Annotated in this window: 24 protein-coding genes and 1 riboswitch; of the genes, 11 read left to right on the plus strand and 13 right to left on the minus strand. The window is 65.0% G+C overall.

Annotated features, from left to right (window positions below; genetic code table 11):
* Positions 1 to 259: 259 nt before the first annotated feature.
* Positions 260 to 1,564: an adenylosuccinate lyase gene (gene purB, locus DEIPE_RS13900; protein ID WP_015236610.1), complete on the minus strand. Its 1,305-nt coding sequence runs from the start codon at positions 1,562 to 1,564 to the stop codon at positions 260 to 262.
* A 39-nt stretch (positions 1,565 to 1,603) separates the two neighbouring features.
* The gene (locus DEIPE_RS13905) at positions 1,604 to 2,281 is read right to left on the minus strand and encodes a C40 family peptidase (protein WP_157448877.1); all 678 of its coding nucleotides are present in this window, start codon (positions 2,279 to 2,281) and stop codon (positions 1,604 to 1,606) included.
* Positions 2,282 to 2,312: 31 nt separating this feature from the next.
* Between DEIPE_RS13905 and DEIPE_RS13910 the strand changes: the two genes are divergently transcribed.
* The 3 genes from DEIPE_RS13910 (at position 2,313) to DEIPE_RS13915 (ending at position 4,264) form a co-directional block, all read left to right on the plus strand.
* Positions 2,313 to 3,092: an inositol monophosphatase family protein gene (locus DEIPE_RS13910; RefSeq protein ID WP_015236612.1), complete on the plus strand. Its 780-nt coding sequence runs from the start codon at positions 2,313 to 2,315 to the stop codon at positions 3,090 to 3,092.
* A gap of 7 nt (positions 3,093 to 3,099) precedes the next feature.
* Positions 3,100 to 3,264 (plus strand): hypothetical protein, encoded by a 165-nt coding sequence (locus tag DEIPE_RS24515; RefSeq protein ID WP_015236613.1) that lies wholly within the window; start codon positions 3,100 to 3,102, stop codon positions 3,262 to 3,264.
* A 106-nt stretch (positions 3,265 to 3,370) separates the two neighbouring features.
* Positions 3,371 to 4,264, plus strand: coding sequence for a histone deacetylase family protein (locus tag DEIPE_RS13915; protein ID WP_015236614.1), 894 nt, complete (start codon positions 3,371 to 3,373; stop codon positions 4,262 to 4,264).
* A gap of 72 nt (positions 4,265 to 4,336) precedes the next feature.
* Here the strand turns inward: DEIPE_RS13915 and DEIPE_RS13920 are convergent, their stop codons facing one another.
* A complete protein-coding gene (locus DEIPE_RS13920) occupies positions 4,337 to 6,004 on the minus strand; it encodes a hypothetical protein (protein ID WP_157448879.1) in 1,668 nt (555 codons plus the stop codon).
* A gap of 244 nt (positions 6,005 to 6,248) precedes the next feature.
* Between DEIPE_RS13920 and DEIPE_RS13925 the strand changes: the two genes are divergently transcribed.
* Positions 6,249 to 8,252, plus strand: a complete 2,004-nt coding sequence (locus DEIPE_RS13925) for a serine/threonine-protein kinase (protein ID WP_157449031.1) — start codon at positions 6,249 to 6,251, stop codon at positions 8,250 to 8,252.
* 49 nt (positions 8,253 to 8,301) lie between these two features.
* Here the strand turns inward: DEIPE_RS13925 and speD are convergent, their stop codons facing one another.
* Positions 8,302 to 8,742 (minus strand): adenosylmethionine decarboxylase, encoded by a 441-nt coding sequence (speD, locus tag DEIPE_RS13930; protein ID WP_015236617.1) that lies wholly within the window; start codon positions 8,740 to 8,742, stop codon positions 8,302 to 8,304.
* 330 nt (positions 8,743 to 9,072) lie between these two features.
* On the opposite strand from speD, the gene sdhC reads away from it, so the two are divergent.
* The 4 genes from sdhC (at position 9,073) to DEIPE_RS13950 (ending at position 12,409) form a co-directional block, all read left to right on the plus strand.
* Complete coding sequence (gene sdhC, locus DEIPE_RS13935; protein WP_015236618.1) at positions 9,073 to 9,432, plus strand: succinate dehydrogenase, cytochrome b556 subunit; 360 nt, start codon at positions 9,073 to 9,075, stop codon at positions 9,430 to 9,432.
* Entirely contained in the window at positions 9,429 to 9,830 is a 402-nt protein-coding gene (locus DEIPE_RS13940) for a succinate dehydrogenase hydrophobic membrane anchor subunit (protein WP_015236619.1), read from the plus strand. Before sdhC ends, DEIPE_RS13940 begins: the two co-directional genes overlap by 4 nt.
* Positions 9,831 to 9,840: 10 nt before the next feature.
* Positions 9,841 to 11,580 (plus strand): succinate dehydrogenase flavoprotein subunit, encoded by a 1,740-nt coding sequence (gene sdhA / locus DEIPE_RS13945; RefSeq protein ID WP_015236620.1) that lies wholly within the window; start codon positions 9,841 to 9,843, stop codon positions 11,578 to 11,580.
* Between the two features lie 121 nt (positions 11,581 to 11,701).
* On the plus strand, positions 11,702 to 12,409 hold the full coding sequence (locus tag DEIPE_RS13950; RefSeq protein WP_015236621.1) for a succinate dehydrogenase iron-sulfur subunit: 708 nt from the start codon (positions 11,702 to 11,704) through the stop codon (positions 12,407 to 12,409).
* Between the two features lie 150 nt (positions 12,410 to 12,559).
* Here DEIPE_RS13950 and DEIPE_RS13955 read toward each other — a convergent pair whose 3' ends face one another.
* The 8 genes from DEIPE_RS13955 to DEIPE_RS13995 form a co-directional block, all read right to left on the minus strand.
* On the minus strand, positions 12,560 to 13,009 hold the full coding sequence (locus DEIPE_RS13955; protein ID WP_015236622.1) for a hypothetical protein: 450 nt from the start codon (positions 13,007 to 13,009) through the stop codon (positions 12,560 to 12,562).
* 87 nt (positions 13,010 to 13,096) lie between these two features.
* A complete protein-coding gene (locus DEIPE_RS13960; RefSeq protein WP_015236623.1) occupies positions 13,097 to 13,417 on the minus strand; it encodes an antibiotic biosynthesis monooxygenase family protein in 321 nt (106 codons plus the stop codon).
* Positions 13,418 to 13,486: 69 nt separating this feature from the next.
* Positions 13,487 to 14,272 carry a sulfocyanin-like copper-binding protein gene (locus tag DEIPE_RS22385; protein WP_015236624.1) on the minus strand — a complete coding sequence of 262 codons (786 nt, stop codon included), beginning with the start codon at positions 14,270 to 14,272 and terminating at the stop codon, positions 13,487 to 13,489.
* A gap of 67 nt (positions 14,273 to 14,339) precedes the next feature.
* Complete coding sequence (locus tag DEIPE_RS13975; protein ID WP_041230915.1) at positions 14,340 to 14,993, minus strand: hypothetical protein; 654 nt, start codon at positions 14,991 to 14,993, stop codon at positions 14,340 to 14,342.
* Positions 14,994 to 15,052: 59 nt separating this feature from the next.
* The gene (locus DEIPE_RS13980; RefSeq protein ID WP_015236626.1) at positions 15,053 to 15,691 is read right to left on the minus strand and encodes a thiamine diphosphokinase; all 639 of its coding nucleotides are present in this window, start codon (positions 15,689 to 15,691) and stop codon (positions 15,053 to 15,055) included.
* Positions 15,692 to 15,803: 112 nt separating this feature from the next.
* Positions 15,804 to 16,799, minus strand: a complete 996-nt coding sequence (locus DEIPE_RS13985) for an ABC transporter ATP-binding protein (RefSeq protein WP_015236627.1) — start codon at positions 16,797 to 16,799, stop codon at positions 15,804 to 15,806.
* Positions 16,796 to 18,355 (minus strand): ABC transporter permease, encoded by a 1,560-nt coding sequence (locus DEIPE_RS13990; RefSeq protein ID WP_015236628.1) that lies wholly within the window; start codon positions 18,353 to 18,355, stop codon positions 16,796 to 16,798. Before DEIPE_RS13990 ends, DEIPE_RS13985 begins: the two co-directional genes overlap by 4 nt.
* Positions 18,356 to 18,361: 6 nt before the next feature.
* The gene (locus DEIPE_RS13995) at positions 18,362 to 19,387 is read right to left on the minus strand and encodes a thiamine ABC transporter substrate-binding protein (RefSeq protein ID WP_015236629.1); all 1,026 of its coding nucleotides are present in this window, start codon (positions 19,385 to 19,387) and stop codon (positions 18,362 to 18,364) included.
* A 59-nt stretch (positions 19,388 to 19,446) separates the two neighbouring features.
* A riboswitch (TPP riboswitch) is annotated at positions 19,447 to 19,546 on the minus strand.
* A gap of 104 nt (positions 19,547 to 19,650) precedes the next feature.
* On the opposite strand from DEIPE_RS13995, the gene DEIPE_RS14000 reads away from it, so the two are divergent.
* Together DEIPE_RS14000 and DEIPE_RS14005 are read left to right on the plus strand one after the other, a co-directional pair.
* A complete protein-coding gene (locus DEIPE_RS14000) occupies positions 19,651 to 20,100 on the plus strand; it encodes a MarR family winged helix-turn-helix transcriptional regulator (RefSeq protein WP_015236630.1) in 450 nt (149 codons plus the stop codon).
* The gene (locus DEIPE_RS14005; protein ID WP_015236631.1) at positions 20,093 to 21,688 is read left to right on the plus strand and encodes an MDR family MFS transporter; all 1,596 of its coding nucleotides are present in this window, start codon (positions 20,093 to 20,095) and stop codon (positions 21,686 to 21,688) included. The genes DEIPE_RS14000 and DEIPE_RS14005 overlap by 8 nt, the downstream gene beginning before the upstream one ends.
* Positions 21,689 to 21,707: 19 nt before the next feature.
* On the opposite strand, the gene DEIPE_RS14010 is transcribed toward DEIPE_RS14005, so the two are convergent.
* Positions 21,708 to 24,587: a GAF domain-containing sensor histidine kinase gene (locus tag DEIPE_RS14010; protein WP_015236632.1), complete on the minus strand. Its 2,880-nt coding sequence runs from the start codon at positions 24,585 to 24,587 to the stop codon at positions 21,708 to 21,710.
* A 105-nt stretch (positions 24,588 to 24,692) separates the two neighbouring features.
* On the opposite strand from DEIPE_RS14010, the gene DEIPE_RS14015 reads away from it, so the two are divergent.
* On the plus strand, positions 24,693 to 25,955 hold the full coding sequence (locus DEIPE_RS14015) for an NAD(P)/FAD-dependent oxidoreductase (protein WP_015236633.1): 1,263 nt from the start codon (positions 24,693 to 24,695) through the stop codon (positions 25,953 to 25,955).
* Positions 25,956 to 26,009 lie beyond the last annotated feature (54 nt).

The raw sequence follows: 26,009 nt of genomic DNA on the forward strand, positions 1-26,009 counted from the left end.
GGTTTCAGCCTAGAACAAGGCGCCGGCCGTGCGGCGCGAAAATTTCCGTGCACGGCCTGAATGGAAACAGCGCGAGGAAACCCGCTGAAGTCTCCCCGCGCTGTTTCTGGAAAGCAGTCTTATACCATTTCGCATTGAGGAGTTTCCAGAGGAACTCCTCAATGCCGAGCGGCGCGAGTGGAAAAAAGTACGAGCTGGCCGCAATGGAGTTCCATTTTGGTGTTCTTCCAAAGTGGAACGAAATGAAGGCGAGATCGTATTACAGTCCGAAGCGGGCGTAGATGTGGTCGACTTCGCGCAGATACCAGCCCAGATCGAACGCCGCGTCGAGTTCTGAGGCACTGAGCGGCATTTCAGGGTCGGCTTCGAGCAGCTCGCGCAGTCCCTCGCCGCTTTCCCAGGAGCGTAGGCTGGCGCGCTGAACGATGGCGTAGGCGCCTTCGCGCGACAGCCCGCCGTCGATCAGCTGGTGCAGCACCCGCTGGCTGAACACCAGCCCGCCCAGGCTGTTCAAATTCGCCAGCATGCGCTCGGGAAAGACCACCAGGTCCCGTAGCACTCCGGTCAGGCGCCGGGTGGCGTAGCTCGCCACCGTGGTCGCGTCGGGCAGAATCACCCGCTCCGCGCTGGAGTGACTGATGTCGCGCTCGTGCCACAGGGTCACGTTTTCCAGGGCCGTCACCAGAAAGCCGCGCAGCAGCCGGGCCATGCCAGTCACGTTCTCGGTCAGGATCGGGTTTTTCTTGTGCGGCATGGAGCTTGAACCCTTCTGGCCCACGCTGAAGGGCTCCATGGCCTCGCGAACCTCGGAACGCTGCAGGTGACGCACCTCGGTGGCGATCTTCTCCAGGGTCGTGCCGAAAATCGCCAGTGCCGAGAGCACCTCGGCGTGCCGGTCACGCGCCAGGGTCTGGTTGGTCACGGGAGCGGCCGTCCAGTTCCACTTTTCCGCCACCCGCTCCTCGACTTCGGGGCTGACGTGGGCATAGGTGCCGACCGAGCCCGACAGCATCACGACCTGCACGCGCCTGCGGGCCGCGGCCAGGCGCTCGAGGTCGCGGTCCAGGGTCGCCATCCAGTTCAGGAACTTCAGCCCGAAGGTCATCGGCTCGGCGTGAATACCGTGTGTGCGCCCGATGGTGGGCGTGTGCTTGTAGCGCACGGCCTGCTCCTGGCACACGGCGCGCAGGGCCCTCACGTCCGTCTCGATCAGGGCCAGCGCTTCGTCGAGCAGCAGGTTCTGGGCGGTGTCCACCACGTCGGTGCTGGTGAGGCCGTGATGCACGAAGCGGGCGTTCTCGCCGTAGCGTTCGGTCAGGGCCGTCGTGAAGGCCACGATGTCATGCCGGGTGACCGACTCGATCTCGGCTACCCGCAGCGCAAAGGCCTCGTCCAGCGGATCGGCGCCCGTGCGCCGGGTGAGGTCGTCGTGCGCTTCGCGTGGCACCTCGCCGAATTCTGCCTGGGCGTCCATGGCGGCGAGCTCGACTTTCAGCCAGGCGCGGTAGCGGTTGGCCTCACTCCACAGCGCTTTCATTTCCTTGGTCTGGTAGCGGTCAATCACGCCCCAAACTGTACCAGGGAGCCGGCGCTCGCGGTCCGCTCAGCGGAATCCGGCGCCGACCGTGAAGAGTCGCTCGTTCACGCCGACCCACAGCACCTTGACGCCCGGAGTGAGCAGCACGTCGGAGGGAACGTACATCTGCCAGTCCTTGTTCAGGGCGATCACCTCGGGAAGCCCGGCGACTTTCTGCAGCTGGTTTTGATAATTCGAACAGTAGTAGGTGCCCGGACGGTGGGTGAGATCGTACGGCAGTCCCTTGAGCCGCTCGACTTCCTTGCGCATCACGCTCAGGTGTTCCTCGCGCGCGCCCACGTCGAGCACGATCACCGCGTAGCGGTCATACAGGCGCGACAGGGGATAGGTGCCCGCCGCGCCGGCCAGAAAGGTCTCGGCCAGCTGCGTGTCGTCGATCTTGCGGGCGACATGCGAGCAGGGTCCATAGAAGTTGCTGAGCTCCGTACCACGCCAGCACGCCAGAATCAGGCTGCCGGGCGGCGCAAGCTTGAGCGCCGTCGGCACGCTGACCAGCCGGGCACCCGGGACGCGCTGCTCGGTGAGCAGCCGTGTGGGATCGAGCTCAACGTGGTTGTCGGTGCGCTGAAAGTCCAGCGCCCACACGTTCTGGGTGGGCCGCATCATGCAGGCGCCCAGGGACAGCATCAGTGCGGCACCCAGGGGCGCCATCAAGATCCGTCTGCCGGATTCTCGGGCGTTCACACCTCAGTCTATGAGTCGGCTTTACCATGCAATGGTGACCCTGTTCGCCGACCATCTTCATACAGCCATCAGGGCCGCGCGTGCGGCCGGCGCCATTCACCTTGCCTATGCTGGCCGCGCCTTTGGAGTGCGCAGCAAGACGACGCTGGGCGACCTCGTGACCGAGGTGGATACGCTCGCCGAAGCGGAAATCCGCCGCCTGTTGCTGGCAGACTTTCCCGAGCATGCCATTCTCGGCGAAGAGGAAGGCCTGGTCGGTGAAATCCGGGAAGCCCGCTGGGTGGTCGATCCACTGGACGGCACCGTGAATTACGCCCACGGCTTTCCGGTGTACTGCGTCTCGATCGGCTTCGAGCAGCACGGCGAGCGGATGGTCGGCGTAGTGTACGACCCGACGCGCGACGAGCTGTTTACGGCCGTGAAAGGAGAAGGCGCCTTTCTGAACGGCCAGCAGATTCAGGTCTCCACTACCGAGCCCCTGGCCACTCCGGCCCTGCTTGCCACCGGCTTTCCCTACAACGTGGCTCAGGACGCGCGCAACCTGGATCTCCTGCGGCGGGCGCTGGCCCTCGGTCTGCCGGTGCGCCGTGCGGGAGCAGCGGCTTTGGACCTGTGTTACGTGGCCTGTGGCCGGTTTGACGGGTACTGGGAGTTCGGTTTGAAGCCCTGGGACGCGGCGGCGGGCAGTTTGATCGTCGAGGAAGCTGGTGGGCGTGTGAGTGACGGTCAGGGTCGCCCCACTCCCTACGGACCGATGATCGTCGCTTCCAACAAAGTGCTGCACGAGGAACTTTTGGGCATGCTACGGTAAGGGCACCTTGCCAGGCCTCCTTATTGCGCTGCTGGTGCTGCTGAACGTCGGTGGCATCATCACCGTGATCGTCAATCTGGGGCAGGGCAATCCTCGCTGGGTCACCGACCTGATCGCGGTCGGAGTGTTGGATCTCGTGGGGTTCTACCTGTTGCGCATTGCGCGCCAGTAAAGCAGGAAGAAGCAAAGCGGAGCGGCGACAGGTCAGGTCAGCGCGCAGGCATTTTTGCAAACGTCCGCCCGGTGAGACGGCAGGTCCCACCTCTATACTCGGGCGCATGACGCGCTTTCGCGCTTACACGCCCGCCGAGTACACGTTCCCCCTGCCCGAAGGACACCGTTTCCCGCTGTACAAGTACGCCGGGGTGGCGCTGCAACTGCAGGGTCAGCTGCCGATTCTGCCGGCACCGGCGCTGGAGTGGGAGCTGGCCGAGGCCGTGCATGATCGTGGGTACCTTGACCGCTGGCGTGCCGGCGAGGTGTCGCGTGACGAGGTCAGGGTGTTCGGCTTGCCCTGGAGCCCTGAAGTGGTGGAGCGCGCGCGCCGCGCTTCGGGCGCGACCGTCGTGGCGCTGCGGGACGCCTTGCGCAGTGGCTGGGGCGTCAATCTGTCCGGCGGGACCCACCACGCCTTTTTCGACCGGGCCGAAGGGTTTTCGTTGCTCAACGACGTGGTGATCGCCGTGACGCTGGCCTTGCGTGAAGGCTGGGTGTCGCGCGTAGCGATTGTCGACCTCGACGTTCATCAGGGCAACGGTACGGCCAGCCTGCTGGCGCGTGAGGCGCGGGCGTACACCCTGAGCGTGCACGGCGAGCGCAACTACCCGTTTCGCAAAGAGCGCAGCAGCCTTGATATCGCTCTGGGTGACGGCGTGAGCGACCTGCAATACCTGCACGTGTTGGACACGCAGGTTTTCCCCGCGCTCGATGCCTTTCGCCCCGACCTGCTGGTGTACCTGGCGGGTGTGGACGTGCTGGGAGGAGACCGCTTCGGGCGTTTCGCCCTGACCTTGGAGGGCGCCGACGAGCGCTCGCGCCGGGTATACCGGTGGTGCAAGGCGGCAGGCGTTCCCGCAGTGACGACCATGGCAGGCGGTTACAACCGCGATTTCGCCCTGACCGTCAACGCGCACGCCCGGACGGTCGAGGTGGGCCTTGAAGAATTCTCCTGAGCGAGGGAAGGCACGAACGCCCCTCAGCGCCGCAATCAGTCTCCGCAGGTCATCGGCGCGGCCCGCACGGTCTCAAGCGGGCGCAAGGGCCCGCTGGTACGTCACTGCGAGGCGCATTCCCTGACGGGCCACGATCACGCCTCCCTGAGGAGAGACGAACACCTGCAGCTCCTGCACCGGCAGTGCGGGCGAGCCGGGCAGCACGGCGGTTACCTCGCCCTGATAATCGGCCCGCAGGGTGAGCATCCGCCCCATGACGCTGACCGTCAGGGGTGTTCCCTGATAGGCCAGCAGCACCACCTCGCCTTCGCGGCGCACCTCACTGGCTTCGGACAGCTGCGGGCGCTCGCGGGCCTCACGGAGCCGATCGAGCAGCCGTATGGCGCGGTCTTCCGGGCAGCCCAGCAAGCGGGCGACTTCGCGAAAGGCGCGGGTGGCCTCAGCTTCTCCGCGTTTGGCGAGTCGGGCCAGCAGATTCTCGACGCCCTTGCGGGCAAACGCCAGCAGTGACTCGTGTGTCGCACCGGCATACTTCGCGGCGCTTTGCGGGCCCAGGGCCCCTGCGTCGAGGTGCCCGTCGCGCAGCCACTGCGCGACGCCGCGGGCCAGACGCAGGTGCAGGTACTGGTCGCTGTCCTCGAGCAGGGCGGCGACTGCGTGACCCACGGCCACCAGGGCAGTGAGGCTGGCACCGTGTACCTGCCGCAGGTCCAGCACGAGGTACTCTCCCCTGAGCAGTGCGCGCAGTTCGGCGCCCTCCAGCGGAATGCGGGTGAGGCCGACGCCGTGCTCCTCGCGCCGCAGCGGATACACCGCGCCGCCCACCTGCAACTGCCAGCCTTGAGCGATTTTTTGCCAGCTGATGACCTGCGAATGCCAGCGGATCTCTCCTGACCCGGCCAGGCGCAGGGCCAGCGTGGTCGTGGCGTCCGGCTCGCTCTGGCGACGTGCCGGGTTGTGTGCGAAGAGCAAGTGCTGCAGCACGGGTGGGTGGTCGCCGCTGCCGCCCAGCGACGACGGCAGCAATCCGCTCAGGGTCTCAAAACCCCGGCCGAGCGCTTCACGAATCTGTGCACGCTCGGCCGGCCGACGGGCGGGCGGGGTGAATGCGTCGTGTCCGGCCTTTGGTTTCGGGAAGGGATTGTTGGCCAGCTCCAGCATGACCGAACGGGCCCAGGCCACCGGAGTCAGCGTGTCAGAGCGGTATTCCAGCAACAGGTCGATCAGGGCGCCCAGCACGCCCAGCGCGATCTGTGGATTGCCGAGCGAAACCAGCGGATCGTTTTCCTCGGGAACGTTGTGCCTCAACTGACCGGCTTCCAGGTTGAGGCTGAGAGCGTAGAGCGAGCGCAGGGTGACCAGACCGTTCTCACGACGCCAGTGGGCCGTCAGGCGGGTCAGGTGATCGTCAAGCCGCAGGCGCCACAGTCCTTGCGCCAGCCGCTCGAGCTGCTCGCCTTCCACATCAGGTGGATTGCCGGGTGTCATGTTCCAGTCTTCCAGCGTCCCCGGGGACGCGCCGGGCAGCAGCGCGGCGTCGGGAGGAGCGACGACGGTGTAGTCACGCCACAGCCGGTCGGCATGCCGAAAGCGCCGCTGCAAGGCCGAGTCCAGTGATCCGTAGAGCAGGGCGTCGCGCAGGGCAACCAGCGAGCGGCGGCCGCCGCGAGGGTCCCGGCCGGCCACCACGTCGGCGACCTTGTACTCGTACAGCTCGACCATTTCGACCCAGAACTCCACCTTCGCCAGTATACGGGTGGGAACGACCGGGGACATGGGAAGCGCTCTGGTGAGTCTGCTTGCGGGAAGGTGGCGTGTGCACCTCGTCTGAAGTCTCATAGATGAAAAATTTGTGATGCTACCATGAACGCAACTCGAAGGAGCGCTTCTTGCCAGACGCTGTAGTGTTCACCTCCATGTCCTGTTTGCTTACCACACCACCGGTCGGCGGAATCGCTCAACGCCCGGAGGGACATCGGTGAGCATGGTGTTGCTGGTCGCCCTGTTTCTGGTGAGCGCGCTGTTCTGGGTGCGTCTGCCCGAGCGTGCACTGGGTGCGTTCTGCGCGCTTTCCGTGCTGTTGTGCGCAGTCCTGCTCGCCGTTCTGGGTGACCTTTCGCGTGCTCAGGCGGCGCTGGTGGCGGGCGGGGTCCTGCTGGGAACGGGCTTCGTCGGCAGCGGCCTGACCTTGACGCGTCTGCCCCGTCCAGGGAAGCGCCCGCGCCCAATCAAGACGCAGCGGGCCGTTCCTGTGCTGACCGGCCCGACGACCACCGAAATCCGCCTCAGCGACTACGAGGTGCTTGAACGCATCGGGATCGGGGGCATGGGCAATGTTTACCGCGCACGCCGGCTCAGCGATGCACGGACCGTCGCCCTGAAGGTTCCCCAGGAAAAGTACCTGGCCGACGCCAAGTTCGTGAAACGCTTTTACCGCGAAGCTGAAGTCCTGCGCCGCCTGGCGCATCCCAATATCGTGCGGGTCTTTGATTACAAGGCCGAGGAAGGCGAGCACTACATCGCCATGGAGTACCTCGACGGCGAGACGCTCGAGCAGGTTCTGGAGACCCGCTCGCTTACCTTCGCCGAAAGCGTGCAGGTCGTGCGGGCCCTCGCGGGTGCGCTCGGCCATATTCACGCCCAGAACATCGTGCACCGCGACCTCAAACCGTCCAACGTGATGGTGCTGCGCGGCGCCTTTCGCGCTGGCGAGTTGCGTGAGGGCGGCATCAAGCTGATGGATTTCGGCATCGCGGTCGGCAAGGTGCTGACCCGCCTCACCATGACCGGCGCGCGGGTCGGTACGCCGATTTACATGGCCCCTGAGCAGGCCAAAGGCAACAAGGTCGATGCCCGCAGCGACGTGTACAGCCTGGGTCTGCTGTTTTACGAGATGGTCACCGGGGAGACGGCCTTCAAGGGCAGTTACGAAGCGGTGGTGCACCAGCAGGTCTTCGAGATGCCACGTCCTCCCAAACAGGTGCGCATGGACGTGCCGGGCAAGCTGAGCGAGCTGATTCTGCGCATGATCGACAAGGACCCGGCTGCGCGCCCCTCAGTCGAGGACATTCTCACCGCCATCGACGCGAACCTGCTGCAGGAAGACGACTTCACCGATCCGTGGGCGCTGGCCCTCAGCGTCCAGGAAAAACAGGGAACGCTGCGCCTGCTGGACGTGATGGGCCGTCTGCGCCAGAATCTGGCGGACCTGGGAAGCGAGGGTGGTCTGCCGGCGGCGCCGCTCGCCCTGACCAGCGACGCACGCGGTCACCTGTATGCCAGCGTGCTGGCGTACCGGGCCGGCGCGCAGGTCCCCAGCATGATCTACCAACTCGATCAGGGCGGCCGGCGTGTGGCCCACTTCGGTCGGTACGGTATGGGTGAAGGCGAACTGCTGCAGCCAATTTCGATGTGCAGCACCGCTGAGAAGCTGTACGTGCTGGACGCCGAGACCTGCTTCGTCTCGGTCTACAGCCACAGCGGCCAGTATCACGGCCGCTTTGGCGGGCGAGGCTCGGGCCGTGGCCGTTTCGAGAAGCCGCTGACCATCGCGGCCAGCCGGAACGGTGACATTTTTGTTCTGGACGTCGGCAGCCGTGAAGTCCAGCGCCTGTCCGGTGATGGCCGTTATCTCTCCCGACTGGCGTTCAAGCTCGACCGCACCAGCGACGTGCTGCGACCGCTCGACGGTCTGGCCCTCGATTCCCAGGGTGCGGTCTACATTGCCGACGCCCAGGCCTCCAAGATCCGGCGGATCGAGCAGGATGGCAAGACCGGTGCGGTTTTTCCCATTGACGCCTCGCAGGGTGAAGCGACAGAGGCGCCCTGGCTGATCGGAATCGATGATCAGGGCACGCTGTTTTGCATTCGTCAGGGCGCGCAGACGTTGCGCCGCTTTTCGCCCGAGGGAAAACTGCTCGCGACCATCGATACGTATTCGCCGGTACTGGCCATGACGTTGCTCGAACGGGGCAAGGTACTGGCGTAGCGCTCCTTGGCGGCCGGCTTTCGGTTTCTTGTCCCGTGGCTGAGCGCTTTTACGCGATGCGCGCCCCGACATACTCGCGCTCGCCGCTCAGCATGCGCTGCAGCGCTGCGGCATCTCGCGGGAATTCCTTGCCGCGATTGATGAAGTGCGTGGTGTAGCGGCCCACCTCGAAGTGTTCGATCAGATAATTCAGGGCTTTCTGAACGTCGAACTCCTTGCCGGAGAAGACGTCGACCCGGAGAAACGCGTGTTCGGGAAAGGTGTGGAGCGAGATGTGCGATCCGGCGATCACCACCACGCCACTGACACCGCTGTCCTCCGGACCTGAGCCCTCATGCTGCTGCACCACGGGCTCGGACAGCTGACCCAGGCCGAGCTGTGCGCTGAGCTCCGAGAGCACCGTGCGGATCAGCGTTTCGTCGCGCAGCGCGTCCGTGCTGGCATGGTAGCCGTCGATCATCAAGTGCGGTCCAAAACCAAACAGTTCCACGTTCAGTGACCTCCCGAGCCATCCGAGTATCCAGTTTCCGATTCCGCTCGTCCGGGTGCTCACGCCATCATCGCGCAACACCTGCCGCGCCCCGGCGGGTACAAGAGCGAATGCTAGCGTCAGGCGCTTTTGGCGTCAACAAGATCGCTGCCCCACGGCGGTCGGGTGATTGCAGGCTATGCCGGAATTCATCATCGGCCTGCGCTACAGTCGCTCTTTTCCTCCGGGGCCTGGGGCAGTGTGTCGGGCATTCTCTGATGCTATTCTGTGGAGCGGATAAAACGCGCGAATGCCGAGTTTTAAGGGATCCGGGCGATAAGGAGGAATTGGATGTACCGAGGCAGAGAGGGGCAGTGGGCCTTTTATCTCCACCGCCTGTCCGGACTGGCCATCCTGGCCTATCTACTTATTCACGTGCTCAGCATTTCACTGTTCATGCTCGGTGAAGACGCCTACATGGCGCTCCACACCGTGTACGAAATCCCGATTTTCTCGATCGGCCTGATTTTCGTGACAGCAGGCGTGCTGTACCACTCGATCAACGGACTGCGCATCGTCATCATGGATTTCACGGGGCGCGGGCTCGCCTACCAGCGTCAGCTGTGGTACGTCACGCTGTTCCTGACGTTGCTGGGCAGCGCCTACGCGGCCTACGTCGTCGGGTTGCGCCTGCTGGGAGGACATGGATGACACGCGCCAAAACCTTCCAGGATGCCAAGAACCAGGCGCACACCAACGCCGAGCTGAACTGGTGGATCTTCATGCGGGTCAGTGGCCTGATCCTGGTGTTCCTGGTGCTGGGTCACATCTACATGACCTTCCTGCAGGTCAGCGAGGCCGACGCGACCTTCGACGCGGTGGTGTACAAGCTTTCGCAACCGGTCTGGAAGCTCTATGACTGGCTGCTGCTGAGCCTGGCGCTGTTGCACGGCGTCAACGGTGCGCGCTACTCGATCGAGGATTACGTGCGCAACCGGCCCAACCGCTTTTGGGTCAAGACCATCTTCTACACGGTCGTGGCGATCATCTTCGTGATCGGTTCGATCGGCCTGTTCACCATCTCGCCCGAGTTCGCGGGACCTCAGTAAAGGAGCGCGCATGCACCATCGCTACGATGTCCTCGTGGTGGGCGCGGGCGGCTCGGGCCTGATGTCGGCCCTGTACGCCAGCAAGAACAAAAATGTCTCTGTCGCCGTGATCAGCAAGCTCTACCCGACCCGCAGCCACACCGGCGCGGCGCAGGGTGGGGTGGGCGCCGCCCTTGGCAACGTCAGTGAGGATCACTGGGAATGGCACATGTTCGACACCGTCAAGGGTGGCGACTACCTGACCGACCAGGACGCGGCCGAGGTGTTTTCCAAGGACGTGATCGAGGCCGTCTACGAACTCGAGCACATGGGACTGCCTTTCTCACGCCTGCCCAACGGCAAGATCGCCCAGCGCAAGTTCGGCGGTCACACCAAGGAATTCGGCAAGGCCCCCGTCGAGCGTGCCTGCTACGCCGTGGACCGCACCGGTCACATGATCCTGCAGACGCTCTACCAGCAGAGCGTCAAGAGCGGCGTGACCTTTTTCAACGAGTACCAGGTGCTCGATTTGATCATCGAGGAAGGCATCTGCCGTGGTGTGGTCGCCTACGACATCGCCACGGGCGAGGTGCATACCTTCCATGCCAAGGCCGTGGTGCTCGCGGCAGGTGGCTATGGCCGCGCCTTCAAGGTCACCAGCAATGCCCAGACCCTTACGGGCGACCTGATGAGCATCTACTACCGCAAGGGGCTGCCCCTGGAGGATCTGGAGTTCTATCAGTTCCATCCCACTGGCATTGCCAAGATGGGCATCCTGATCACCGAGGGCGCGCGCGGTGAGGGTGGCATTCTGCGCAATGACAGCGGCGAGCGTTTCATGGAGCGCTACGCGCCGACCATCAAGGACCTCGCGCCGCGTGACATGGTCAGCCGCGCGATCTACATGGAAATTCGCGAGGGGCGCGGTCTTGGCAAGGACAAGGACTACGTCCACCTGGATTTGACCCACCTGCCGAGGGAAATCATCGAAGGACGCCTGCCGGACATCACCGACTTCGCGCGCACCTACCTGGGCGTGGACCCCGTGCTGGCCCCCGTGCCAATTCAGCCCACCGCGCACTACGCCATGGGCGGTATCCCCACCACCATCGACGGTGAGTGCCTCGCCAGCAGCACCGACATCGTGCGCGGCCTCTACGCCGCCGGCGAGGTCGCCTGCGTGAGCCTGCACGGTGCCAACCGCCTTGGGACCAACAGCCTGGGTGACCTGATTGTGTTCGGACGGCGGGCAGGTGTGGCCGCCGCAAAGTACGCCGCCGAGGTGGGCTACGAGGAACTGCCTGCTCGCGCCGACAACTTCGCGACCGCCGAGATCGAGCGTCTGCGCAGTGGCAGTGGCACCGAAAATGCAGCGCGTATCCGCAAGGAACTGCAGGAAACCATGATGGACAACGTCTCGGTGTTCCGCACCGACGAGACGATGAGCACCCAGATGGAAATCCTGCGCGAGCTGCAGGCGCGCTACAAGAACGTGAGCGTGACCGACACCGGCTTGAGGTACAACACCGAGCTGACCGAGGCGCTGGAAGTTGGTTACCTGCTCGACGTGTCCGAAGCCATGACGGCCAGCGCCCTGAACCGCAGGGAATCCCGTGGTGCCCACGCCCGTGAGGATTACCCGGACCGTGACGACGACAACTGGCTCAAGCACACCATGGCCTACCGCAACATGAACGTGCCCGGCAAAGTGAACATCGGGTACAAGGACGTGGTGCTCGGCCGCTTCGAGCCCAAGCCGCGCGTGTACTGAGCGGCTTTACCGGAGTTTGTTACGCTGGCAGCGCTGCGCTGCGCCTGAACGCTCTAGCATGATGGTGGGAACACCCACACCCTCCATCCTCACCTCGAAGTGTTCTCCGCGAGGAGTTTGAATGCACGTCAACCTGAAAATTCACCGTTTCCATCCCGAACAGGACAAAAAGGCCCACTGGGAAACCTACAAGGTCGAGTGCGAACCGGGCGACCGGGTGCTGGACCTGCTCAACCACATCAAGTGGTACGTCGACCCGACCCTGACTTACCGCCGCTCTTGCGCGCACGGCATCTGTGGCAGCGACGCGATGCTGATCAACGGGCGCAACCGTCTTGCCTGCAAGATCCTCATCAAGGACCTCGCCAAGGACGGCGGTACCATCACCGTTGAGCCCATCCGTGGCCTGAAAGTCGAGAAGGACCTGCTGGTCGACATGGAGCCTTTTTTTGAGAGCTACCGCGCCGTGCTGCCGTTCTTTATCAACGACGATCCGGTTCCGGCGGGTGAGCGCCTGCAGACCCAGGAAGACCGCGAGCGTTTCGACCAGGGCACCAAGTGCATCCTGTGCGCGGCGTGCACGACTTCCTGCCCGATCTTCTGGGTCAACGGCCGTTACCTGGGTCCGGCCAGCATCGTGCAGGCCCACCGCTTCATCTTCGACAGCCGTGACAAGGGCACCTCTGAGCGGCTGAACATCCTCAACCAGAACACCGGCGTGTGGCGTTGCCGCACGGCCTACAACTGCACCGAGGCGTGCCCGCGTGAAATTCCCGTCACCCAGCTGATCGAGGAAGTCAAACGCGCGGTAATGTACCAGCAAGTGTAAGTACGATTAACTGGCCGATTCCCGGACGGGCAGGCCGCACTGCCTGCAAAGGTCACCAGCAAGTGTAAGCACGAAAATCGGCTGATCTTCGAACGACCGGGTCGAGCAGAGAAAACAGGAAGGCTTTATGCCTTCCTGTTTTCTTTACTGCTAGAACTGGATAGTATAGCGCGCGTTGGCCCCGTCCGTGCATTCACCGTTGCCATTGTTGTTGTGATCAACCACGAAACGGCAGGTGATGACCTGACTTCCGTTGCGCACCACGAGGCTGCCGTCGCGCAGGTTCGAGGCGCGCGTGCCCACCGAGAAGAAGTACCCGGGGGGCGCCACGTTTGAAAAGGAGACACCCGCGCTGACGCCGACACGCGGTGGCGCGTCCGAAGAGGCCAAAACGTTGTATTCGCCCTGATACGCGTTCTGAGCGAACTCGATGCGCGCGGTGTTCCTGCCGGCGACCGTACCGTAGCCGCCGAGCAGAAGGCGGCCTTCTTCGCCGCTGGTGACGTTGACAATCTTCCCGACTTTGTTGGGGTTGACCTGATTGGGTGCGCAGGCGGCAAGCGAAACAAGCCCCAGGGACAGTAACAGCAGGCGATTCATGACAGACCTCCGTCGGAATACATGTGGATACCTCAGGGTAGCGCGGCTGAAGACAGCCAACCTGAGAGCTTTACTGAGGGCTCGTTGTCACAGTTTCTGCGTCTGTGCGTGGGAAATCACCTCGTGGATTTCAAGGATGTTCGGACTGCTGAAGGCCTCACGCGGCAGGCTTCCCGAGCGGGCATGACCCTGGTGAAAGGCGTCGGACTGCGTCCAGCCCTCGAAGGCCTCGCGGCTTTCCCACAAGGTCAGCACGATATAAGGTTCACCACTTTTGGTGGGTCGCAGAACGAAGTTGCTGAGAAAGCCTGGCATCTGGTCGACCAGACCCGCGCGTTCCCGGAAACGCGCTTCGAAGGCTTCAGCGAAGTCAGGGTTGACGTAGATGCGGTTTGCGACGGTGATCATGATGTGAGGGTAGAGCCTGAGGCGGGGAATGTGGAGGATTCTCTACACACTCCCCGCCTCGGGTGAGATTTACTTGAAGCTGGCTTCTTTGGCGTCCGGCGACACCACGAAGCGCAGGAACTGACCGCGCGAGGCGTGCTGGCCGACGCCACAGACCAGCAGGTACTCGCCCGCTTTGCTGGCCCGGAAACGCACGGTCTGTACTGCGTCACCCGCGCTGGACACCTTGCTCGAAGCGCCCGGGAAGGCAGGGGTCAGTCGTGCGGGCAGCTTGTCGCCCGCGACGAGAATGACACTGTGTGGCATGGCGCCCGCGTTGCTGTATTTCAGCTCGACGCGCCAGCCGAGCGGGACGGTGAAGGTTTTTTCGCCCTTGGCGGCACCGTTGAAGTTGAGCCCGCCGTTGGCGTCTCCCTGACCGGCCACGACGGTCAGCACGGCGGTCTTGCGCACCGCGTCGTTCACGACAACTTGTGGCGCGGCGGGGGCAGCGGGGGCAGCCGGAGCGGTGGCAGGAGCAGTGGACGCAGCCGGGGCGGCAGGAGTTGCCGTGGCCGGGGTTTGCGAAGTCGCTCCGGCCTGTGCCTGCGGTCCGTAGTGGGTGGCGAGGTACGTGGCAATCTGCTGCACCTCGGCGTCGCTGACCTGGGCACCGTATCCCTGCATGCGCTTCACGGTCGCAGTCCACCGGGCAAGGTCGTACTGTTTGCTGGTGACGCGTGCCAGGTCGTGGCAGGCCTGGCACTTGCCCTGCACCAGGTCACGCCCGGGACCGGCAGGAAGCTCCTGAGCGAAGGCGTTGGTGGTGATGGCCAGCAGCACGAGTGCGAAATTCCGGCGAAGACCCTGTTTCATGATGCACTCCTTGAAAGCGTGACGAAACGCGGTGAAAGTCGAGCTAGCTTCAGTGCGAAGTGAACTGTTATAAGCCTATCAGGCCGAGCGCCGCCGTAGAGCGTAGCTCGGGCAGATAAGGCTGCAGCACGCTGGCATTGCGCGCGTTGGGTGGGCGTACCACCTGATTGAAGCTGGGCAGCTGGCCGCTTTGCAGCGCGCGTGCGGCGGCGCCCAGGTCAAGCTCGGGAACGCCCAGCGCGCCGTTGACTTCACGGCGGATGGTGGCGTACTGACCTTCGCTCAGCTCTTCACGAGTCAGCGCGTCTTGCTGGGCACGGCGGGCGCGGCCGATAAAGCCGCCAGCGTCACGCAGGACGCCCAGGATTTCCAGGGTGCCGGGGGGCTGCCCGGCGGCAAACTCCTGATAGGTGTTCTGCAGGCGCTCGAAGTCCTGACCGAGCGCTTCGCGGACGCTGCGGCGCACCCGCACGAACTGCTGAACCTGCGCGCTTGTCAGCCGTACCTCGTCGCGCGCCGGAGGAACGCTGCTCTGGGGGGGAGGATTCTGGTTGCTGCTTGCGTTCTGGTTGGGTTGCCCGGTGAATGGAACGGTGAAGGCGTTGAAGTTCTGCAAGAACGCCTGCGCCGGACGCCATACCAGAAAATACCCGGCGAGTCCCAGCACCAGCGCCATCAGCAGGGCGCCTCCCAGACAACCGGCCATCGCATTTCGGATCATGCCTTCATTGTGAAGGGAAACAGGAGCGTGGCGCTGAGCCCAGGATGTGGGAGCGTTCCTCAGGCGTGCGGCCAGCGCTGCACGATCAGCGCCCGGCCCACACCGACACTCAGCAGCGCCGTGTTCCCGGCGGCCTCGTTGGAGACCGTCCAGCCGGAGCCTGCCGGAACGTCAACGCCCGCAAGAGGCCAGCGCACGCCCTGAATTCGCAAGCCGCGCAAGTCGTCGAGGGCCAGGACACTCAGCAGCTGACCGGGATAGGTCGCCAGCGTGCAAGGCGGACCGGGCAGCAGCGGACGGGCCGATTCGTCGCCGCTGTGAAGCCGCACGGCGAGGCCCGCCTGCGACGTCCGCACACTCAGCAGGGCCAAAGCCAGCGTGTGGTCGAAGCGTCCACCGAATGCACCCCACACGGTCACCTCCGAAGCGCCACGCTCCCGGGCGACGTGCAGTGCCAGTTCGGTGTCGGTGAAATCCTTGTCGCGTGCCACCGGTTGACGGGGAATGTGCGTGAAGCGAGGGTCGGTGGGGAGGCTGGAGTCGAAATCACCCACCCAGAGGTGGGGCGTGACCTGCAGCATCTGGGCGTGCTCGATGCCTCCATCGGCAGCCACGACCAGGGCGGGCGGCACGGCGCGCAGCCGCATGAGTTCGGGCGTGGCGACCAGGCGGCCTCCCGCCAGAATCCAGACCTTCACGCCGGTTCGTGCGCTTTCGGTTCGTGCGCTTCTCGAAGGGAAGGCAGCTCTTCGTAGAGAAACGCTTCGTCGAAGGCAAGCGGGGACAGACCGGACATCGTGGACCGTTGTATCACGCCTGACCGCCCGGGGGGTCGGCGAGGTCGTCGGGCAGCAGACGACAGGCTTCCTGGCGCACCCGCAGGCGCACAAAGGCCCGGTCGAACGTCAGGCTTCGCTGCGCCTCGCGGGCACTGAGGTGCAGCTGCAGCTCGCCCCAGTCATGGGATACCCGCAGGCGCACGCCACTGTCGCCTGGGCGCGCTTCGGACACGGGATAGGGCTCACCCGCGTCGAGTTCGATGGCTTCCTCGGGAACCAGCAGCACCTCGCGGCCACGAGGCAGCAGGTTGCGGTGCCCCAGAAATGCTGCCGCCCAGGCGCTATGTGGCCGGGCATGGACGTCGGCGGTCCTTCCCGACTGCACGATGCGCCCGGCGCGCATCAGGGCCATGTGGTTCGAAAGCGCGAGCGCTTCGCGCTGATCGTGGGTGACCAGCAGCACGCTGGCGTCCAGCCGCGCGAACAGCGCGCGCAGCTCCAGTTGCAGTTCGCCGCGCAGGCGCTCGTCGAGGTTGGAAAGAGGCTCGTCGAGCAACAGCAGGCGGGGCCGGGGCGCCAGGGCCCGTGCCAGGGCCACCCGTTGCTGCTGGCCGCCGGACAGCTCCGAGACGCGCCGCCTCTCCAGCTGTGCCAGGCTCACCAGGGCGAGGGCCGCACGGGCGCGCGTGTGTGCTTCATGACGCGGGAGACCGCGCGCCCGCGGACCGTAGGCGGCGTTTCCCAGCACGCTGAGGTGCGGAAACAGTGCATACTCCTGAAACACCAGCGAAAGGTCGCGCCGCTCGGGAGGCGCGTTGGTGACGTCACGGCCGTCCATCACGATGTGTCCGGCGTCCGGGTGTTCGAGTCCGGCCACCAGTCGCAGCAGGGTGCTTTTCCCGCAGCCGCTCGGCCCGAGCAGTGCGAGGGTTTCACCCCCTGGAAGCGACAGTGAGACGCCCTGCAGGGCCCGCACACCGCCGTAGTGCTTGTGGACTTCTCGCACGTCCAGGGCGAGCGCGCTCACGCCACTTCCCCTTTGCCGCCCAGCAGCGTGAAGCTCGCCAGCGATAGCCCCATCAGCAGCGTCGCGAGCGCGCACGCTTCGCCGAGGTTGAGCGCTCCCGGGCGCGCGAGGCGTTCGGCAATGCCAATGCTGAGGGTCGCCCATTCGGGCCGCGAAAGGACCAGTGTCGCGGCAAACTCTCCCAGTACCGTTGCCAGCGCCAGGGCGGCCCCGCCGCGCAGGGCTGGTGCCACCAGCGGAAGCGCCACCGTTCGCCAGGCGCGTGGCGAAGAGCTGCCCAGACTCCGTGCCGCCTCAAGCAGCTGCACGGGCAGCGCACGCAACGCGGGCAGCAGGCTGCGCGTGACGAGCGGCGCGGCCAGCAGGACGTAGGCGGCCAGCAGCAGTGGCAATTCGGCGCGCAGCCGTGGGTACAGGAGCAGATACCCGACGGCCAGGCTGATCGGGGAGACCATCAGGGGCAGCAGCGACAACAGATCGAGCAGGCGTGAACGGGCGCGCCAGGTTCCCAGCGCGTGCAGACCGCCGAAAAACAGCGCGCCCGCCAGGGCCACGAAGGCAAAGGTCAGGGTGTTGCGCAGCATCAGGCTCAGGCTGGGTTCGTGCTCACGAAACAGTCCGCGCCAGAAAACCGAGGTGAAGCCGTCCATGCCCACGAAGGAGCGCACGGCCACGGCCAGCAGCGGGCCGAAGCACACCGCGAGCGTCACGAGCAGCAACGCGGCGAGCAGCAACGCGACGCTTCCGCGCGCCCTCGGCAACGTCTGACGGCCTGGCTGCAGGGCCACGCTGCGGGCGGCCAGCCACAGGTACGCGCTCGTGGCGAGAATGGTCACCAGCAGCTGCACGCCGACCAGCGCTCCCGCGTCGGCGAGACGCAGCTCATAGGCGGTGAGGGTGTAGATTTCGACTTCGAGCGTGGCGTACTTGCTGCCCCCCAGCAGAAACGGCAAACCGAAACTGAGGGCGCTGTACAAAAACACCAGGGTGGCCCCGGCCAGCAGTCCGGGAAGCGCGAGCGGCAGCGCGACTGACAGGGCCGCGCGCAGGGGCGACTGGCCCAGGGTGCGGGCGGCGGCGATCAGGTTGGGGGGAACACGCGCGAAGCCGGCGTATGACAGCCGCACCATCAAGGGCAAGTTGAAAAACAGGTTGCCGAGAATCACGATGGCGGCGCTTTCGGTCAGGTCGAGCCCGCTGTAGCCGCGCGGCCCGAACAGCGCGAGCAGCCCCATGGCGGCCACGAGGGTGGGTGTGACGAACGGCAGCAGCAGCGCACGCAGAATGGACGCCTTGAAGGGCACGTCAAAACGCGAGAGCAGGTACGCCAGCGGCACACCCAGCAGGGCCGCGAGCGCCGAAGTGCCCACTGCCTGGCGCAGCGTCCAGGCCAGCCGCTCCTGGTAATACGGTTCGCTCCAGGCGTGCCAGGCCACGCCGCCCTCCTGCAGCAGGCGTCCCAGCGGCAGCACCAGAAAGGCCGCCAGCAGGACAAGGGCCGGCGTCGCCAGCCCCCATCCCAGCAGGGTGGCCCGGCGCGGCGCCCTGGGGTTCACCGGACTTTAGCGCCCCCGCACGACGAGGCGCGTCCAGGTATCCGTCCAGATTTGTGCGTTCATGCGAATCTCGGCTGCTCCCAGGGCTGTCACACCCTGAGGCGTCTGGGCGTGCTGGTACACCGGGTCGAGCTTGACCCCTTCACGCGCCGGGTAGACCCACATGCGCGTCGGAAAATCGGCCTGCACCTCCGGGGAGAGCATGAAGTCCACGAACCGGCGTGCCAGTTCGCGCTGCTTGGTGCCCTTCAGGATGCCCACACCTTCGAGCTGCAAAAAGGTGCTGCCCGGCAGGAACAGGTTGGCGGTGGGGCTCTCGGTGATTTTCTTCTCGCTGTAAAACACCTCGGCGGCGGGGCTGGAGGCGTAACTCACGACGATGGGATATTTGCCGCCCGCTCGGGTGAACTCGGTGTAGTACGCGTCGTTCCAGCCGCGGGTGACTTTCAGGCCGTTGTCTTTCATGGCCTTCCACCAGGTCCAGGCTTTTTCGGGACCGAAGTGCTTGACCGTGGCAAGCAAAAAGGCCAGACCAGGGCTCGACGTGGCAGGATTCTGCACGGCCAGCATGCCCTGGTACTCGGGCTTCGTGAGGTCATCGAGGCTTTTCGGCAAGGCCAGCTTGTTTTTTTCGAAGTAAGCCTTGTCGTAATTGAGGGCGACGTAACCGTAGTCGACGGTGTTGAGCAGCCCGTCGGAGGTCAGCGTGAGGCGCGCGGGAACGTTCTTGGCCTGCGGGCTCTTGTACGGTTCCAGGATGCCCGCCGCCCGCGCCTTGCCGAGCAGGGTGTTGTCGATGCCGTACACGACATCGGCAATGGGCGCCTCCTTGGTCAGGATCAGCTTGTTGACCATTGCGCCCGTGTCTCCGCCCTTGATCAGGCGGACCTTGGTGTTGTGGGCCGCTTCGAACTGGGCGAGAAGCTTCTTGTCGACGCTGAAGGAGTCGTGTGTGATGACACTCAGTTCGGCGGCGAGGGCCTGAGAAGCCAGACCGCTCAGCAGAAAGGTGGAAACCAAAATTCGCAGCATAAGAAAGCCCCCTTGCGTCCGCTCGGGGAAGGGTAGAGCAACGTGCGTCCGCCGATGGGTTCACGGCGCGGTCACGCTCCCTCCGCCAGCATGAACTGGATCAGGTTCCTGGGGTATTTCTCAGTCCCGCATGAGCGCGGGACACCCCCGGTGACGCCCCAGGAGTATAGCTCAGCTGCGGTCGGTGCAGTGTGCGGCGGCCACCCGCCGCACAAGGTGCCTGGGTCCTATCTTTACCAAGTGAAATATTTTCAAATGGAAGTATGTCATCTACCGCTCCCGAACTGCTCGACATGACCCGCCTGCTGATCCGCCTCGGTCGACTGCTGCACAATGAAATCGACGAACCGCTGCAAGAATCGCTCGGCCTCGGCATCAAGGAACTGCTGGTGCTGATCAGCATCAGCGAAGGCCAAACCAGCCCCGGGGTCATCGCCGCGCGCCAGTATCTTCCGGCAGCGACTGTCACGCGCCTGATCACCCGATTGCAGGAGCACGGTTTTCTGGAGCGCCAAAGCGATCCCGACGATCTGCGGCGTTTCCGGCTGGTGCTCACCGGGCGGGGAACGGCGGCGCTGCAGCGCCGCCGTGACGAAACCCGGCGTGTCCTGGCTGCCCGCTACGCTCACCTGCCACCCGAGGTGGTCGCGCAAGCCGTGGAGGCGCTGCGCGCGCTGGAAGGGCACCTGCAAGGCGAGGTCGCCCGTGTCTGACCTGTCACCCCGCGACAAGCGACTGGCTTTCTTTGGCGTGCTGACCGTGCTGTTTCTGGCCTCGCTCAACCTGACGGTCGTCGGTACGGCCATGCCGCGCGTAATTTCCGATCTCGGGGGTTTTGATCTGTACGCCTGGGCATTCACCGCGTACGCGCTCACCTCCACCCTGATCATTCCCCTCGTCGGCACGCTGAGCGACAACATCGGCCGCCGCCCGGTGCTGCTGAGCGGCATCGTGATCTTCTCGCTGGGCTCGGTGCTGATCGGCGTTTCGCAGAGCATGGAGCAGCTTATTGCCTTTCGCGCCTTGCAGGGGCTGGGCAGCGGCGCCCTGATGAGCATGGCCTTTGTGACCATCGGCGACATCTTCACCCCGATCGAGCGAGGCCGGTACCAGGGCTACACCGGCGCCGTGTGGGGCATTTCGAGCATCGTCGGACCGCTGGTCGGCGGATTCCTGACCGACCACCTGGGCTGGCGGTGGGTGTTTTTCGTCAATCTGCCCTTCGCGGTGCTGGCCTTTGTGATCATTGCGCGCTTCATTCAGGCCCGGCGCGCCAGCACCCCACGCGCGCTCGACCTGCCGGGCTCCGCCCTGCTGGTGCTGTGTGTCACGCCGCTGCTGCTCGCCCTGAGCTGGGGCGGAAGCGCGTACCCCTGGACTTCTGCGGTCATGCTGGGCCTGCTGGCCTCCGCGCTGACCTTCGGGGTGGCCTTCGCGTGGCGCCAGTTGCGCGCAACCCATCCCATCATCGACCTGCAACTGCTGCGCAACCGCACCTTCGCGGTGGCCAACGTCACCGGCTTTCTCACCACCGCCGGACTCAACGCGGCCATCCTCTACCTGCCCCTCTACATGCAAGGCGTGCGTGGCAGCTCTGCCAGCGGATCAGGAGCGGTGCTGGCGCCCCTGATGCTGGGACTGGTGCTGACCAGCACCATCGCCGGTCAGCTGGTATCGCGCTCAGGCCGCTACAAGACGCTGGTGGTCATTGGGGTGGCCTGCACCACCGTGGCGCTGTATCTCACCAGCCGCCTGGGCGTGGACACGCCCACGTGGCAGGCCACCCTTGTGATGGTGCTGCTGGGCCTGGGTATGGGTCCGGTCAATTCGCTGCTGACCCTAGCCGTGCAGAACGCCACCCCCGCAGAGCAACTCGGCATGGTCACGAGCGCCAACCAGTTCTTCCGGCAGATCGGCGGTACGCTGGCCGTGGCGGTGTTCGGCACCCTGATGACCGCCCACCTCACCCACGACCTGAAAGACCATCTGCCGTCCGCGGCGAGCCGTCTGCCCGCACAGCTGCAAGACGAAGTGGCCAGTCCGCAGCTGTTGACCAGCCCTGATCAGCTTTCGCGTCTGCAGGGGCAAATCGAGGCCGTTGGCGGTCATCAACTGGTCGAGGGCGTCCTGCGCGGACTGCGCGAAGTGCTGTCGCTGGCCCTTTCCGAAATTTTCCTGCTGTCCGCCGCGCTGAGCCTGATCAGCCTGCTGGTCGTGCTGGGCCTGCCCGAGGTGCGGCTGCAGGGAAGTCCTCGCCGGACCCGTAAAGCCCGCCTGACCGAGGCGGCCTCCACGGACTGAGCGGGCGCGTGACCGACGCTCAGCCCGGCTTGGGGAGCGAAAAACCAAAGGTCGCTCCTTCTTCCGGGCGTCCTTCGGCCCAGACCTGCCCGCCGTGCCGGTGAACGATGCGCCGGACGTTGGCGAGGCCCACCCCGGTGCCCTCGAATTCTTCCTGGCGGTGCAGGCGCTGAAACACTCCAAAGAGCTTGCTGCCGTGTGCAGGGTCGAAGCCCACCCCGTTGTCGCGCACGAAGATGGCCCAGCCGTGTTCGTGCTCCTCGGCCCACACGTCGATTCGCGACACCTCGCGTGTTCGGCTGTACTTGAGCGCGTTCGAGATCAGGTTGACCAGCACCTGGTGCAGGGTCTGACGGTCGCCTTGCACCTCGGGAAGACCGCTGACTTTCCAGTTCACCTGCCGTCCGGCCAAATCTGCCTCGCACTCCTGGCGCACGTGTTCCATCAGTTCTGCCAGATTCACCGTTTCCAGGCGCAACGGCAGGCGTGAGGTGCGCGATAATTCCAGCATTGCGTCGATCAGGCTGTTCATGCGTCCCGCTGCGCCCTCCACCACCGAGAGGTACTTCTCGGTTTTGCGGTCGAGTCCGGCGCCCAGCGCCTGGCGAAGCAGGCTGCTAAAGCCCGTGATGTGCCGCACGGGGGTGCGCAGGTCGTGCGACACCGAGTAGGCAAAGGCCTCCAGTTCCTCGTTGGCGGCCTGCAGCTGGGCTTGCTGGGTCTGAAGCTCGCGGACTGCCTCGGCACGCTCCAGGGCCAGACCGAGGTTGCGCACGGCGGTTTCCAGCACTGTCCGGTCGGTCGGCGTCCAGTGGCGCTCTTGGAACAGACCCACGCAGAACAGGCCGACCATGTTACCGCCGATCTCGAGCGGCAGGATCGCGCGGGCCTGCACGTGCCCCATCAAGTCGCGTGGAGCCTCGGCCGTTTCCGGGAAGGAGTCCTGATACCAGGGGCGTCGGGCGGCCCACGAGGTCCCCAGGCCGAGTGCCTCGCGCGGCAGCCCGGCGTTCACCATCGCCTGCAGCGGCCCGGAGCGCAGGTTGCCCGTCTGGGCCTTCGGGTACCACAGGTCCTCGTGCAGTTCGTAATACACAGCGTAGCCGGACGGCAGCAGGCGACACACGATCTCCTGGGCGCTGCGGATCAGGGCGTAGCGGTCGGTCTCGAAGGCGAGGTCGCGGGAAAGGGCGGCAAAAGCTTCCAGAATCTGCGCGCGCGCTTCAAGTTCTACCGCCTGGCGCTGCAGGGCCACCGTGGTGGCGGCGCGCTCCAGGGCGAGCTCCAGACTCCGGCCTACCGCGCGGAACACCAGCCGTTCGCGCTCGGTCCAGGCGTGGGCGTGCCTGGTTCCCATGGTAAGCAGGCCACCGGGCTCGCCGCCGTCGAGGTAAGGATACTGGGCGCCCGCGCCATAATCCTCAGTATGCTCGACACCTTCGCGGTCGGCGTTCCAGCCGTCCACAAACGACGGTCCGCGAACCAGAAACGGGCTCGCGAAGCTCGGGGTATCTGGCAAGAAACCCTCGCGTGCCCGGCTCGCTGCCGCCCCGTCGATGTCTTCTGACAGCACCAGGGCTTTCCAGCGCCCGTCGGAAAGCGTGTAGTAACCCACGCTGACGTCGCGCAGCGAGATTCGCAGGATCTCGACTGCGAGCCGCGCGAGGGTTGTCACATCTGCAGGCTGGGTCGAGGCTTCGGTGAAGCGGGCAAAGGCATTCAGGGCGGCGCGCTCCTCTTCGAGCTCCTGATTGCGTCGTTGCAGCGCGAAGCGTTGCGTTTCCAGGTGTTCGAGCTGCGCGGCGCGTTCCATGGCCAGCCCCAGGGTACGCACCAGGGCCTCGAGCACCGTCCGCTGCGCAGCGGACCAGACATTTCGCTGAAACAGCGCGACCAGCAAAACCCCGACGGGCTGGCCTTCGATCAGCACCGGCAGGCTGGCCATACTGCCGACCGACCCGACGAGCGCGGACATCGGCGGCGCGACTTCAGGATGCTGCGTCGTGTAACACGCTTCACGCCGTGTCCAGGCACAGACCAGCATGGGCGCGTCATTATAGGCCAGCCCGGCATCGATCAGCGCCTGCAGTTCCGGGGGCGGAGCACCGAGCTGCACCTGACAGCGCCACTGTCCGGCGTGTAGTTCGTAATACAGTGCATAACCCCGGGGAAACAGCGACAATGCGACCTGCTGGGCCCGTTGAACCAGCGCGTGAGGCGCGGCGTGCAGCGAGAGGTCCCGCAGCAGGCCTGAAAATTCTCTCAGTACGTCCGGCGCGAGCTGAGCATCGGAATGCACCGTGTCCGTGGGGCGGTCTGGTGTGCGCACATGCTCCGGCGCCCTCAAGCGTGCCAGCGCCCAGTTGAGGGCGCGCCCCACGGCGAGAAACAACCCCTGGTCCGCCGGGTCCCAGGTATTCCGGTTCCACTGGACCACGCTCAACAGGGCGAGCTGACTGCCAAAGGACAGCGGGTAGTGTCCACTCGAGAGCGCTGCATTGTCTGGTGCGGTGGTCGGCGCAGTCCGGTCACCTTCAGGAAAAAAATAGGCCTCGCGCGCGAGTGTCACTTCGCGCAGCGTGCTGGGAGGACGGCCGAGCAGCAGCTGGTGTTCGTGTTCCGCAGTCAGGGTGCGGCTGGCATGGTGGACGTACCACCCCGCCGCCCCTTGTGCTTCCGCGTACACGGCCGTGGTGTCCGGCAAGCCGTCTTGCAGCAACGCGAAGGCCAGCAGCACGGCCTGTTCGAGGGTGGTGCTTTGCGCGTGCGTGCCGAGCAGCGTGGCAAACGCGTCATGTGGCCGCGCCTGCTGCAGGAGCCGTGTGCGTTCGGTTGGCTTTGTGCGGCGCGGCGCGGCCTGGTTGTCACGTTGCTGCTTGGGCGTGCCGTCGGCGGGCATACACCAGCATACGGCGATCCGGGACCAGGCACGGCAGCGCGCGTTCGGTGCAGTTTGAAGGATTTCACCCTTCACAGGCTGCCGGGCGGAACTTAGGCTCGAAGAATGACCACGGTGGTAATCGGAGCTGGACTGGCAGGGCTCACGGCGGCGCGTCTGCTCGGGCGGGCAGGTCGGCGTGTGCGCGTGCTCGAGGCGGGCCGTGAGCTGGGCGGCCGGGTACAGACGCGTCATGTCGACGGCTTTCGGGTGGACCTGGGATTTCAAGTCCTGTTCACCGCTTACCCAGCCGTGCAGCGTAACCTCGACCTGGAAGCGCTGAACCTGACCTCGTTGCCTGCCGGAGCGGTCATTCGGGAGGTCGGGCGCAGCGACACGGTGGGCGACCCGCTGCGCGATCCGGCCTCGGCGTTGTCGACGTTGCGCGCCGCTTCGCTCAGCGCACGTGACAAACTGCTGCTCGCCCGGCTGGTTCTGCGCCTCAAATCACCGGCACCTCACTCGCTGCTGACGGGCACTGCCGAAACCACGCTCGACTATCTGCGCCGCAGTGGATTTTCCTACCGCGCCATCGATCACTTCTTCGCCCCCTTTTTTGGTGGAATCTTTCTCAGGCGCGATCTCAGTACCAGCGCCGGGCTCTTTCGTTACTACCTGCGCATGCTGATCGACGGACCTACGGCCATTCCGCGCGGCGGCATGGGCGAAATCGCCCGGCAGCTGGTCCAGGAGGTCAACGTGACCCCCAACGTGTTCGTGCACGAGCTGCGCCCTCGAACAGATCATGTGACCCTGCTGACGAGCGTTGGTGAAATCGATGCCCGGGAAGTCATCGTGGCCACCAGCCCACCCGAGATTCAGCGTCTGGCTGGTGTCGCGGTGCCGCATACTCCCGTCTCCAGCAGTTACCTGCATTACGCGGCGGACGTGAACCTCGATTCGGAAAAGCGCCTCTTGCTCAATGCGCACGACGGTGTGGTCAACAACGCGATCTGGCTCAGCAACACCGTGCCGGAACTGGCCCCGCCTGGAAAACACCTCTTGAGTGTGACCGTGCTGGGGCGCCCCCGTCAGGACGACACGCAGCTTGACCATGCGGTGCGTGCCGAGCTGTCACGCTGGTACGGTCCGGACGAAGTCGAGAAATTGCGTCTGCTGACACTGGACCACCTTCCCTTCGCTCAGTTCGCGCAGCCGCCAGGATTCGAGGCGTCCCTCGCGGGTCACGCGACTTCCTGGCCTCACGTGGTGATCGCGTCGGAGGCCACCAGTAGCAGTTCCATTCAGGGTGCGATGGAAAGCGGTGAGAAGGCGGCGGCCATTGTGCTGAACGACGTCCAGAGTCTGAGCCGTCCGCGCGGAGCGTAAATGGTGCACTGATCGTCTTATCGTTGTTGTGCGGAGAAACCTTGCTGCGGTTTC

Origin of the sequence: Deinococcus peraridilitoris DSM 19664 (genome assembly GCF_000317835.1) — a bacterium.
GTDB classification, from domain to species: domain Bacteria; phylum Deinococcota; class Deinococci; order Deinococcales; family Deinococcaceae; genus Deinococcus_A; species Deinococcus_A peraridilitoris.